Origin of the sequence: Streptomyces dryopteridis (genome assembly GCF_049606955.1) — a bacterium.
In the GTDB taxonomy this organism is placed as follows: domain Bacteria; phylum Actinomycetota; class Actinomycetes; order Streptomycetales; family Streptomycetaceae; genus Streptomyces.
Genome location: NZ_CP187114.1, coordinates 850,887 through 862,291, shown reverse-complemented (window position 1 = coordinate 862,291; position 11,405 = coordinate 850,887). Strand labels below are relative to the sequence as shown.

Here is an 11,405-nt window from a genome sequence, read left to right as displayed (position 1 = left end):
CGTGCCCCCCGTGACCCTGCCGCGGTTCGAGCTCACCGGCTGGGCCGAACGCGACCTCGCCGACCCCTACCCGATCTACCGGCGCTACCGCGACCTCGCCCCCGTGCACGTCAGCCCCGGCCTCGCCCCCGACGAACCCGACACCCACTACGCCTTCGGCCACGCCGCCGTCACGGCCGCCCTCACCGACCGCGCGTTCCTGCGCAACCGCCCCGACACCCCGACCGGCCGCCCCACCGGGCCGATACCCGCCGAACACCGGGCCCTGCGCGCGGTGGTGGAGAACTGGCTGGTCTTCCTCGACCCGCCCCGGCACACCGCCCTGCGCTCCCACCTCGCCGGCGAGTTCACCCCCGGCGTCGTCACCGCCCTGCGGCCCCGGATCGCCGAGATCGCCCACGACCTCCTCGAACCGCTCGCGCGGCGAACCGAGTTCGACCTCGTCGCCGGGTACGCCGCCCCGCTGCCCGTGCTCGTGATCGCCGAACTCCTCGGCCTGCCACGCGCCGACCACCACCTGCTGCGCGCCCACTCCGTTACCCTCCAGGAGGCCGGCACCACCCGGCCCCGACGCCCCGGCCGGCACCGGCGGGCCGAGGCCGCCGCCCGCGCCCTCACCGCCCATTTCACCGCCGAGATCACCCGCCGCGAGACCGAGGCAAGGGGTGGGGACGGGGCCGGGGCCGCGCCGGGGGACCTGCTCGGGCTGCTGCTGCGGGCCCGCGCCCGGGGCGCCGACCTGCCCGACGCGGCCGTGGTCGGCACCTGCGTGCACCTGCTCACCGCCGGCCACGAGACCACCGCCAACTTCCTCGCCAAGGCCGTCCTGACCCTCTCGCGCCGCCCCGAGACCCTGGCCGCGCTCCGCGCCGGCGCCCACGACCTCCCCCGCGCCGTCGAGGAACTGCTCCGCTTCGACCCACCCGTACAGGCCGTCACCCGCTGGGCCGGCGCCGACACCCACCTCGACGGGCACGAGGTCCCGCGCGGCAGCCGCGTCGTGGCCCTCCTGGGCTCCGCCGGCCGCGACCCCGCGCACCGGCCCGACCCCGACCGGCTCGACCTCGACCGCGCCCCCGACCGCACCCTCGCCTTCGGCCTCGGCGTCCACTACTGCCTCGGCGCCGGCCTGGCCCGCGCCGAGGCCGAGCTCGGGCTGCGCGCCCTGCTCACCGGCCCCCTGGCCGCCGACCGCCCCGTACGCCGCGTCACCTGGGCCCCCGACCTGGTCTTCCACGGACCCAGCCACCTGACCCTCGGACCCGGAGGGCCCGCATGAGCCGCCCCGAACACACCCACCCCACCGACCCCGACGCGGTCGGCGCCGCCTACGACCTCTTCGCCGACGCCGGCGCCACCACCGTCCTCGGCGGGAACATCCACGTCGGCTGGTGGGACCCCGAGCACCCCGAGGTGCCGCTGCCCGAGGCCACCGACCGGCTCACCGACCTCGTCGCCGACCGCCTCCACACCCACCCCGGCCGCACCCTCCTCGACGTGGGCTGCGGCAACGGCCTGCCCGCCGTCCGCATCGCCGAGACCCGGGGCGCCCACGTCACCGGCATCACCGTCGGCCACGACCAACTCGAACGCGCCGGCCACGAGGCCGCCGGCTCCCCGGCCCGCGACCGCCTGGAGTTCCGGCACGCCGACGCCATGCGCCTGCCCTTCGCCGACGCCTCCTTCGACGACGCCCTCGCCATCGAATCCCTCCTCCACATGCCCGACCAACGCCTCGCCCTGACCGAACTCGCCCGCGTGGTCCGCCCCGCCGGCCGGCTCGTCATCGCCGACCTGTGCCTGCTGCGCCCCTTCCGCGGACCCGACGAGGCCCTCCTCGACGGACTCCTGGAGGTGTACGAGATCGCCCGCGTCAACACCCTCGCCGAACACCGCCGACACCTGACCGAGACCGGCTGGGAGATCGAGGAGCTCAGCGAGGTCGGCGACCGGATCCGCCCCAGCTTCGGGCACGCCGCCGAGGCGTTCCGGGGCCTGGCCGGCGCCCTGCCCGCGCCCGCCGCCGCCCGCATCACCGCCGCCGCAGACCTGATGGCCCGCTTCGGCCGGCACCCGGACGCCGGCTACGTGCTCGTCACCGCACGCCGACCCTGACCCGCACCCCCGACCCCGTCCCGAACACCCACCGACAGGGAGCCCCCGATGCCCTCCCGCCTCGCCGCCCCGCTCGCCGGCCCGTCCGGCACCCGGCGCCGCTCCCTGCGCCCCCGCGCCGACCCCGCGCTCGCCGCCCGCCTCGCCCGCTCGGCCGCCACCCGCGCCGGCGCCCACCTCGACACCCGCGAGGTCCACGCCTGGCTCGCCCACCGGCGCGCCGCCCACGCCTTCCGCGTCGACCGCGTCCCCCTCGCCGACCTGCGCCAATGGCACACCGACCCGGCCACCGGCAACCTCCTGCACCACAGCGGCCGGTTCTTCACCGTCGAGGGCCTGCACGTGGTCGAACACGACGGCCCCCTCGGCGACGGCCCCCGCCGCGACTGGCAACAACCCGTCATCCGACAACCCGAGGTCGGCATCCTCGGCATCCTCGCCCGGGAGATCGACGGGGTCCTGCACTTCCTCATGCAGGCCAAGATGGAACCCGGCAACCCCGGACTGCTCCAGCTCTCGCCCACCGTCCAGGCCACCCGCAGCAACTGGACCCGCGCCCACCGCGGCTCCCGCGTCCAGCTCGTGGACCAGTTCGTCGACCCCCACCCCGACCGGGTCCTCGTGGACGTCCTCCAGTCCGAACAGGGCTCGTGGTTCCACCACAAGTCCAACCGCAACATGATCGTCGAGACGGACACGGCACCCCCCTTCGACGAGGACTTCCGCTGGCTCACCCTCGGCCAGCTCGCCGACCTCCTCCACGAGGACGAGACCGTCAACATGAACGCCCGCACCGTCCTGTCCTGCGTGCCCTACGCCGACACCACCCCGCTCGCCCTGCACTCCGACACCGCCCTGCGCTCCTGGTTCACCGGCCTGCGCGCCCACCGCGACGTGCGCGCCGAACGCGTCCCCCTCGCCTCGGTGCGCGGCTGGCGGCGCGGCCCCGACGCCATCGAACACGAGGACCACCGCTACTTCCGGGTCATCGCCGTCTCCGTCCGCGCCGGCAGCCGCGAGGTCCGCACCTGGGACCAGCCCCTCGTCGAACCCGTCGGCCTCGGCGTCACCGCCTTCCTCACCCGCCGGATCGACGGCGTCGAACACGTCCTGGTGCAGGCCCGCGCCGAAGGCGGCTTCCTCGACACCGTCGAACTCGCCCCCACCGTCCAGTGCGACCCCGTCAACCACGCCCACCTGCCGGCCGCCGACCGACCCCCCTTCCTCGACACCGTCCTCGACGCCCCGCCCGCCCGGATCCGCTACCAGGCCGTCCACTCCGAGGAGGGCGGACGCTTCCACCACGCCCGCAGCCGCTACCTCGTCGTCGACGCCGCCGGCACCCCCGCCGCCGCCCTCGACCCGCCGCCCGGCTACGCCTGGGCCACCCCCGCCCAACTGCGCGCCCTCACCCGCCACGGCCACTACCTCAACGTCGAGGCCCGCACCCTGCTCGCCTGCCTCAACGCCATGGCCGCCCGCACCCTCCCGGGAGAACCCACGTGAGCGCCCCCGCACCGCCCCCGCCGCTGATCACCGTGCTCGGCGCCTCCGGCTTCGTCGGCTCCGCCGTGCTCCGCGCGCTGGCCGCCCGACCCGTGCGGCTGCGCGCCGTCTCCCGCCGGCCCGCCCCGCCCGTCCCCGGCCCCGCCGAACTCACCACCGTCAACGCCGACCTCACCGACCGCGCCGCCCTCGCCGAGGCCGTCGCCGGCTCCCACGCCGTCCTGCACCTGCTGCTCGCCGACGGCGGCTGGCGGGCCGCCGAGACCGACCCCGGCGCCGAACGCGTCAACGTCGGCGTGCTCCGCGACCTCGTCGACCTCCTCGCGCCCGGCCCCGCCGGCGGCCCGCCCCCGCTGCTGATCTGGGCCGGCGCCGCCTCCCAGGTCGGCGTCCCGCCCCGCGAACCCCTCGACGGCACCGAACCCGACCGCCCCGAAACCGCCTACGACCGGCAGAAGACCACCGCCGAGACCCTCCTGAAGGCCGCCACCGCCGCCGGCCGGATCCGGGGCGTCAGCCTGCGCCTGCCCACCGTCTTCGGCGAGGGCGCGCACCCCGGCGCCGCCGACCGGGGCGTGGTCTCCGCCATGGCCCGCCGCGCCCTGGCCGGCGAACCGATCACGATGTGGCACGACGGCACCGTCCGCCGCGACCTCGTGCACGTCCGCGACGTGGCCGCCGCGTTCACCGCCGCCCTCGACCACCCCGAACCCCTGATCGGCGGGCACTGGATGATCGGCGCCGGGCGCGGCGACGCCCTCGGCGAGGTGTTCCGCCTCGTGGCCCGCGCCGCCGCCGAGGAGACCGGCCGCGCCCCCGTCGCCGTGACCTCCGTGCCCCCGCCGGCGCACGCGCCCGTCACCGACTTCCGCAGCGTGACGATCGATTCCGCCGCCTTCCGCGCCGCCACCGGCTGGCGGCCCCGGATCCCGCTGCCCGAGGCCGTCCGGCGCACCGTCGCCGGCCTCGCCCGCCCCCGTTGAACCGTCCCCGATGAAAGGACCGTCGGCCATGCCCACCCGCGTATGGGACTACCTCGCCGAGTACGAGAACGAGAAGGAGGACCTCCTCGACGCCGTCGCCACCGTGTTCGCCTCCGGGCGGCTCGTCCTCGGCGAGAGCGTCAGCGGTTTCGAGGCCGAGTTCGCCGCCTACCACGGTGTCGGGCACGGCGTCGGCGTCGACAACGGGACCAACGCCATCGCCCTCGCCCTGCGCGCCCTCGGCATCGGCCCCGGAGACGAGGTGATCACCGTCTCCAACACGGCCGCGCCCACCGTCGTCGCCATCGACGCCGTCGGCGCCACCCCCGTGTTCGTGGACGTCCGCGAGGAGGACTTCCTCATGGACACCGACCTGCTCGCCGGCGCCGTCACCGACCGCACCCGCTGCCTGCTGCCCGTGCACCTGTACGGCCAGTGCGTGGACCTCGACCCCGTCACCGAACTCGCCGACCGACACGGCCTGGCCGTCGTGGAGGACTGCGCGCAGGCCCACGGCGCCCGCCGCGACGGCCGGATCGCGGGCTCCGTCGGGGACGCCGCCGCGTTCTCCTTCTACCCGACCAAGGTGCTCGGCGCCTACGGCGACGGCGGCGCCGTCCTCACCGACGACGAGGACACCGCCCGCCGGCTGCGCCGCCTGCGCTATTACGGCATGGAGGAGCGGTACTTCACCCTGGAGACCCCCGCCCACAACAGCCGGCTCGACGAGGTGCAGGCCGAGATCCTGCGCCGCAAGCTCCGCCGCCTCGACGGCTACCTCGCGGGCCGGCGCGCCGTGGCCCGCCGCTACGAGGAGGGCCTGGCCGACACCGGACTGCGGCTGCCGGCCACCACCCCCGGCAACGAGCACGCGTACTACGTGTACGTGGTCCGCCACCCCCGGCGCGAGGAGATCCTGCGGCGCCTCGCCGACCAGGACATCCACCTCAACGTCAGCTACCCGTGGCCGGTGCACACCATGACCGGCTTCGCGCACCTCGGGTACGGCCCCGGCTCGCTGCCCGTCACCGAGGCCCTCGCCGGGGAGATCTTCTCCCTGCCCATGTACCCGTCGCTGGAGCCCGACCGCCAGGACCGGGTCGTGGAGGCCCTGCGCAAGGTCCTCGCGGACCTGTGAACCCGCCCGTCACCCTGCCCGTCCACCGCCCGCCGAACCAACGGAGCCACCGTGCACGCACGTGAACTCGCCGTCGAGGGAGCCCTCGAATTCACCCCCCGCGTCTTCCCCGACGACCGCGGCCGCTTCCTCTCCCCCTACCAGGAGGAGCCCTTCGTCAAGGCCCACGGAGCGCCCCTGTTCCGCGTGGCCCAGTCCAACCACAGCGTCTCGCGCCGGGGCGTGGTGCGCGGGGTGCACTACACGCTGACCCCACCCGGCACCGCCAAGTACGTGTACTGCGCCCGGGGCAGCGCCCTGGACCTCGTGGTCGACATCCGGGTCGGCTCGCCCACCTTCGGCCGCTGGGACGTGGTCCGGATGGACCAGGACGCGCACCGGGCGAGCTTCCTGCCGGTGGGGGTGGGGCACGCCTTCGTCGCCCTGGAGGAGGACACCGTCATGTCCTACCTGCTGTCCGGGAGTTACGTGCCGGAGCACGAACTGGCCCTGGCCGCCCTGGACCCGGCCCTCGGCCTGCCCCTGCCCACCGACCGGGAACCGCTGCTCTCGGAGCGCGACGCCGTCGCCCCCACCCTCGCCGAGGCCGCCGCGCGCGGGCTGCTGCCCGCGTACGAGCGCTGCCTGGAACTGCAACGCGCCCTGGACCACGGCGCCTGAGCCCGCCCCGCCCCCGTCCGCACCGCCCCGCCCGCACCGCCCCGCCCGCACCACGCCCGTCCTCGAAAGGACCCCTCGTGAACGACTCCCCGCAGACCCTCCCCGTGCCCCAGGCCGTCGGCGAGCTCTACGACCGGCTCACCCGCAACGCGATGCGCGACGGCACCTTCAACACCAACGTGCACATCGGCTACTGGGACGGGCCGGACTCCCGCGCCACCGTCGAGGAGGCCATGGACCGGCTCACCGACGTGTTCATCGAATGGCTGCGGGTGGACCCCGGCGCCCACGTCCTCGACCTCGGCTGCGGGGTCGGCGGCCCCGGGCTGCGGCTGGTGGAACGGGCCGGCGCCAGGGTCACCGGCATCAGCGTCAGCGAGGAGCAGATCCGCACCGCGAACCGTCTCGCCGCCGACGCCGGCCTCGCCGACCGGGCCGTGTTCCGGCACGCCGACGCCATGAAACTCCCCTTCGAGGACGCCTCCTTCGACGCCGTGATGGCACTGGAGTCCATGTGCCACATGCCGGACCGGGGGCAGGTGCTGACCGAGGCGGCCCGGGTGCTGCGGCCCGGCGGCCGGATCGTCCTCACCGACATCTTCGAACGCCGCCCCCTGGCGGCCGTCCGACACCCCGGCATCGACCGCTTCTGCCGCGACCTGATGTCCACCACCGCCGACATCGACGACTACGCCGCCCTCTTCCACCGCTCCGGACTGCGCGTGCGGGCCCTGCTCGACGTCACCGAACAGACCACCCTGCGGCTGGCCGAGGAACTGGTCCGCTCGGAGAGCGCCGAGGCCCGGCCGCCGGCCATGAACGAGGGGAACTTCGCGTTCGAGGACGCGGCCGACGAGGGCTTCAAGCCCTCCGACCTGCTCGGCGTGGACACCTTCGGCTCCCTGCTCGCCGTCGCCGAACGCCCCTGACCCCCCGCGACACGACGAGAGAGGCAGGACGACGAGATGACGGGTCCCGAGGAGCGGACCGACGTACTGATCGTGGGCGGCGGCCCGGTCGGCATGGCCCTGGCCCTGGACCTCGGCCGGCGGGGGGTCCCGTGCGTCGTCGCCGACGCCGGCGACGGCACCGTCCGCCACCCCAAGGTCAGCACGATCGGCCCGCGTTCCATGGAACACTTCCGCCGCTGGGGCGTCGCCGACGCCGTCCGGGCCGCCGGCTGGCCCGCAGACCACCCCCTGGACGTGGCCTGGGTGACCCGGGTCGGCGGCCACGAGCTGTACCGCCACCGCCGGGGCACGGCCGCGAGCCGCCCGGCCTTCGCCCACACCCCCGAACCCGACCAGATGTGCCCGGCCCACTGGCTCAACCCCGTCCTCACCCGCGCCGTCGGCGTCCACCCCGACGGGCCGCTGCGGCTGCGGACCACCGTGGACGCCGTCGGCCAGGACCCCGGGCCCGAGGGCGGGGTCACCGCCCGCCTCACCGACCACGCGACCGGCACCGTCCGCACCCTGCGCGCCCGTTACCTCGTGGCCTGCGACGGGGCCGGCTCCCCGATCCGCGCCGCCTGCGGCATCGGGGCCCCGGCCCGGCACCGGCCGCGGGTCTTCCGCAACATCCTCTTCCGCGCCCCCGAGCTGCGGGAACGGCTCGGGGACCGGGCCGCCCTCGTGCACTTCCTGATGCTCTCCGAGCTCCTGAGGTTCCCGCTGCGGGCCCTGGACGGGAAGGAGTTGTACAACCTGGTGGTCGGCGTGGACGACGGCACCGGCGCCGGCCGCGCGGCCCTGCCCGACGCCCTGACCCTGATCCGCTCCGCGCTCGCCGTCGACACCCCCGTCGAACTCCTCGGCGACGGCGAATGGCACCTCACCCACCGGGTCGCCGACCGCTACCGCGAGGGCCGGATCCTGCTCGCCGGGGACGCCGCCCACACCCTCTCGCCCTCGGGCGGCTTCGGCCTCAACACCGGCATCGGCGACGCCGCCGACCTCGGCTGGAAACTGGCCGCGACCCTCGCGGGCTGGGCCGGTCCCGGCCTCCTCGACGCCTACGACACCGAACGGCGCCCGATCGCGGTGGCCAGTCTGGAGGAGGCGCACGCCAACCTGCGCCGCACCACCGGCCGCACCCTGCCGGCCGCCCTGCACGAGGACGGGCCCGAGGGCGACCGGGCCCGCGCCGAGACCGGCCGGCGCCTCGCCGCGAGCGGTGCCTGGCGTGAATTCGACGCCCCGCACATCCACTTCGGGCTCCGCTACCGCTCCCCGCTGATCGTGGAGGACCCCGAGGTGCCGGTCCGCGAGGGCCCGCCGGACGAGGACTGGCGGCCCGGCTCCGAACCCGGGTACCGGGCCGGGCACGCCTGGTGGGACCCGGACCGGTCGGTGTCCGTGCTGGACCTCTTCGGCGAGGGCTTCGCGCTGCTGGCCCTCGGCGCCCCGGACGCCGAACCCGACCGGCTCGCGGACCTGCGACGGGCCTTCGCGGCGCGCGGGGTCCCGCTGAGGGTCCGCGCGGGCGGCGACCCGGCGGTGGCGAAGCTCTACGAACGCGCCTGGGTGCTGGTCCGCCCCGACGGCCACGTGGCCTGGCGCGGGGACCACCTCCCCACCACCCCCGGGACCCTGGCCGACACCGTGCGCGGGGCGGGCTGACCCGAGTCCCGGGGCGTGGTTCTCGCGCGGCCTAGGTCGTCTCTTTTGGATCTTGCCGGTTAAGCCCGCGTCGTCTGGTGCCGTGCATCGCAAGGCGGAGGGGCGCCCTCGTACTGGGGTACGTGGGTGTTCCCGACAACGCGGCGAGGTGCGGTGCCAGGCGGCGCGGGTCAGGCAAGATCCGGAAGAGACGGCCTAGGGCACCAGCGGCCCGGCCAGGGCGGCGAGTCCGGCCGCCCGGTCGCCGGTCCAGCTCAGGGAGGGGGTGTCGCGGGGCAGCCGGCCCCAGAGCGTCAGCAGCAGGTCCTCGGCGGTTCCCGAGAGCTCCGCGACCGGGTCCCCCGGCCCGTGGGTCCAGGAGCGTGCGGCGTCGACCGCGGTGATCCGCACGGCCCGTTCCGGCGCGGGGGCGGCGCCCCGGGCGACCATCAGGGGGGCCAGGACGTCGAGCACCTCGGCCACCCCGTCGGCGGCGAGCGCCGAGTCGACGGGGGTGCGCCGGCCGAGGGCGTGCTCGGCGTCCCACCGGTGCACCAGGGTCTCCTGGGCGCGCCGGCGGCGCCAGAAACCCACCGTGTGGGGCGGGGTGAAGGTCCAGGCGGGGGTGTCGGGGGCCGCGGACAGGGCGGTGAGCAGGGCGTCCGCCGAGTGCTCGTACCAGGCCCGCAGCGCGGCGGGGTCGCGGGGCGCGGCGGATTCGTCGTGGTCACGGCCGTGTCCCTCGCGGACGGCCGTGGCCACCCACAGGTTGCCCGTGCCCACGTGCACGGCCAGGTCCGTCAGCGTCCAGTCCCCGCAGTGCGCGACGGGTGCGGCCGGGTCTCCGTCCAAGGTGGCCCCGAACGAGGCCAGTTCACGTCGCAGTGCGTCCAGGTGATCCATGCCGTCACCCTAGTGTCGTCTCGTGGTGTGCGGCGACGGAGAGGAGGAGCGCTTCGGCGCCGGGCCGGGCGACGAGTTGGAGGCCGACGGGGGCGCCGGTCGGGGTGAAGCCGGCGGGCAGGCTGATCGCGGGATGCCCCGAGAGGTTGAAGGCCCAGGTCAGGGCGACGCTCATGGCGGTGCCCGGGCCCTCGTGCCCGTGCGGCGGGTTGGGGGTGGTCGGGGTCGAGAGCAGGTCGACGCGGTCGAAGAGCGCGGCGAGGCGTCGGTCGTTCTCCGCGATGAGCCGCGCCGGCCCCGGGCCCGGCGCGGCCCGCCCGCGCAGCGCCGTCCAGGCATCGGCCGGGTCCAGCAGGCGGACGGGGAGCTCGACGCGGCGCAGCGTCCCGGCGAGTGCGTCGAGGGCGGTCGCCGCCGTGGCCGCGACCGCGGGGTCGGTGTCGGCGTACCCGAGGTCCGGGGACCAGGCCACCCGGAGCCGGCCGGCCGGCGCCCGCACGGGCCACGGCCGGCCGGTCATCGCCTCCAGCCACGCCGCGAGGTCCTCGGCGCGGCGGGCCAACGACCCCGGCACGTTGAGCCCCGCCCGGTCCCGGCCCGGCAGCAGACCGTTGCCCGGTTTGAGGCCCGACACCCCGCACCAGGCGGCCGGGATCCGGGTGGAGCCGGCCCCGTCGGAGCCCGTGGCCAGGGGCACCACGCCGGCGGCCACGGCGACGGCCGACCCGGCCGAGGACCCGCCGGGCGAGCGCGCGGGGTCGAAGGGGTTGAGGGTGGGGCCGCGATCGGTGACCCCGTGGGTCCGCGGGCCGGCGCCGGGGGCCGGGACGGAGCTCGCGCCGATCGGCACGCAGCCGGCCGCCGTCAGCCGCCGGCTCTGGAGGGAGCCGAGGCCCTCGCTCGCCTTGACCGCGATCGGCACCCCGGCCAACGGCGGGCGCTCCCCGGCGGCGACCCGCGCGTCGACCTCCGCCGCGAGCGCCAGGGCCCGTTCGGGCCACAGCTCGGTGAAGGCCCGCAGCCCGTCCGCGCGTCGGGCCCGCTCCAGCGCCGCCGCGACCCGCTCCACGGCCGACACCCGGCCGGCCCGCACCAGGCGGGCCGTGGCCACGGCCCCGAGCCCCTCGTCCTCCCACACGTCCGCCACCGGGCACCCTCCTTGTCGCCATGACGAAGGAACACCCGTACCCCGTACCCCCCGTTCCCGTCCAACGCCGTCTGCCGCGAAGGGAGTCGGGGCAGTACGCTGGAGCGGTGCCGAACAGCGGGGGAGCGGGGGGCCATGGCGGAGTACGGGGGTGCGCGACGCCGGTCCGGGACGGCGGGCGCGCCGGCCGGTCCCCCCGGGCCGGGGGACACCCTGGCGGACCTCGCCGACCCCGCCCTCCGGGAGGTCGACGCCCCGCCCGGGTCCGTGCTCGCGGGCCTGCTGCGCCGGGTGCGCGGGCAGGATCCGGACCCGGACCCCTTCGTGACGGGGCACGCCGAGAGCCTGTGACC

At 76.3% G+C, this 11,405-nt stretch carries 11 protein-coding genes; 9 read left to right on the top strand and 2 right to left on the bottom strand.

The window, feature by feature from the left end; translation table 11 throughout:
- Nucleotide 1: 1 nt before the first annotated feature.
- The 8 genes from ACN20G_RS30375 to ACN20G_RS30340 all read left to right on the top strand — a co-directional run bounded on the left by ACN20G_RS30375 (nucleotide 2) and on the right by ACN20G_RS30340 (nucleotide 9,023).
- Nucleotides 2-1,279: a cytochrome P450 gene (locus tag ACN20G_RS30375; RefSeq protein ID WP_424216445.1), complete on the top strand. Its 1,278-nt coding sequence runs from the start codon at nucleotides 2-4 to the stop codon at nucleotides 1,277-1,279.
- Nucleotides 1,276-2,115 (top strand): class I SAM-dependent methyltransferase, encoded by an 840-nt coding sequence (locus ACN20G_RS30370; RefSeq protein WP_424216444.1) that lies wholly within the window; start codon nucleotides 1,276-1,278, stop codon nucleotides 2,113-2,115. Before ACN20G_RS30375 ends, ACN20G_RS30370 begins: the two co-directional genes overlap by 4 nt.
- Before the next feature lie 48 nt (nucleotides 2,116-2,163).
- The gene (locus ACN20G_RS30365) at nucleotides 2,164-3,621 is read left to right on the top strand and encodes an NDP-hexose 2,3-dehydratase family protein (protein ID WP_424216443.1); all 1,458 of its coding nucleotides are present in this window, start codon (nucleotides 2,164-2,166) and stop codon (nucleotides 3,619-3,621) included.
- Nucleotides 3,618-4,604: an NAD-dependent epimerase/dehydratase family protein gene (locus ACN20G_RS30360; RefSeq protein WP_424216442.1), complete on the top strand. Its 987-nt coding sequence runs from the start codon at nucleotides 3,618-3,620 to the stop codon at nucleotides 4,602-4,604. The genes ACN20G_RS30365 and ACN20G_RS30360 overlap by 4 nt, the downstream gene beginning before the upstream one ends.
- Before the next feature lie 28 nt (nucleotides 4,605-4,632).
- Nucleotides 4,633-5,742 carry a DegT/DnrJ/EryC1/StrS family aminotransferase gene (locus ACN20G_RS30355; protein ID WP_424216441.1) on the top strand — a complete coding sequence of 370 codons (1,110 nt, stop codon included), beginning with the start codon at nucleotides 4,633-4,635 and terminating at the stop codon, nucleotides 5,740-5,742.
- Between the two features lie 51 nt (nucleotides 5,743-5,793).
- The gene (locus tag ACN20G_RS30350; RefSeq protein ID WP_424216440.1) at nucleotides 5,794-6,402 is read left to right on the top strand and encodes a dTDP-4-dehydrorhamnose 3,5-epimerase family protein; all 609 of its coding nucleotides are present in this window, start codon (nucleotides 5,794-5,796) and stop codon (nucleotides 6,400-6,402) included.
- A gap of 152 nt (nucleotides 6,403-6,554) precedes the next feature.
- Nucleotides 6,555-7,331 (top strand): SAM-dependent methyltransferase, encoded by a 777-nt coding sequence (locus ACN20G_RS30345; protein ID WP_424217390.1) that lies wholly within the window; start codon nucleotides 6,555-6,557, stop codon nucleotides 7,329-7,331.
- Nucleotides 7,332-7,367: 36 nt separating this feature from the next.
- Nucleotides 7,368-9,023, top strand: coding sequence for an FAD-dependent monooxygenase (locus tag ACN20G_RS30340; protein ID WP_424216439.1), 1,656 nt, complete (start codon nucleotides 7,368-7,370; stop codon nucleotides 9,021-9,023).
- Nucleotides 9,024-9,218: 195 nt separating this feature from the next.
- Here ACN20G_RS30340 and ACN20G_RS30335 read toward each other — a convergent pair whose 3' ends face one another.
- Both ACN20G_RS30335 and ACN20G_RS30330 read right to left on the bottom strand, forming a co-directional pair.
- On the bottom strand, nucleotides 9,219-9,905 hold the full coding sequence (locus tag ACN20G_RS30335; protein WP_424216438.1) for a maleylpyruvate isomerase family mycothiol-dependent enzyme: 687 nt from the start codon (nucleotides 9,903-9,905) through the stop codon (nucleotides 9,219-9,221).
- A 4-nt stretch (nucleotides 9,906-9,909) separates the two neighbouring features.
- Nucleotides 9,910-11,052: an amidase family protein gene (locus tag ACN20G_RS30330; RefSeq protein ID WP_424216437.1), complete on the bottom strand. Its 1,143-nt coding sequence runs from the start codon at nucleotides 11,050-11,052 to the stop codon at nucleotides 9,910-9,912.
- Between the two features lie 135 nt (nucleotides 11,053-11,187).
- On the opposite strand from ACN20G_RS30330, the gene ACN20G_RS30325 reads away from it, so the two are divergent.
- Nucleotides 11,188-11,403 carry a hypothetical protein gene (locus ACN20G_RS30325; RefSeq protein ID WP_424216436.1) on the top strand — a complete coding sequence of 72 codons (216 nt, stop codon included), beginning with the start codon at nucleotides 11,188-11,190 and terminating at the stop codon, nucleotides 11,401-11,403.
- The last annotated feature ends 2 nt before the right edge of the window (nucleotides 11,404-11,405 follow it).

Bases quoted from the DNA above. Each gene is read 5' to 3' on its own strand.
- ACN20G_RS30365 (WP_424216443.1), top strand. From the start codon at position 2,164: ATGCCCTCCCGCCTCGCCGCCCCGCTCGCCGGCCCGTCCGGCACCCGG.
- ACN20G_RS30355 (WP_424216441.1), top strand. From the start codon at position 4,633: ATGCCCACCCGCGTATGGGACTACCTCGCCGAGTACGAGAACGAGAAG.
- ACN20G_RS30335 (WP_424216438.1), bottom strand. From the start codon at position 9,905: ATGGATCACCTGGACGCACTGCGACGTGAACTGGCCTCGTTCGGGGCC.
- ACN20G_RS30325 (WP_424216436.1), top strand. From the start codon at position 11,188: ATGGCGGAGTACGGGGGTGCGCGACGCCGGTCCGGGACGGCGGGCGCG.
- ACN20G_RS30340 (WP_424216439.1), top strand. From the start codon at position 7,368: ATGACGGGTCCCGAGGAGCGGACCGACGTACTGATCGTGGGCGGCGGC.
- ACN20G_RS30370 (WP_424216444.1), top strand. From the start codon at position 1,276: ATGAGCCGCCCCGAACACACCCACCCCACCGACCCCGACGCGGTCGGC.
- ACN20G_RS30345 (WP_424217390.1), top strand. From the start codon at position 6,555: ATGCGCGACGGCACCTTCAACACCAACGTGCACATCGGCTACTGGGAC.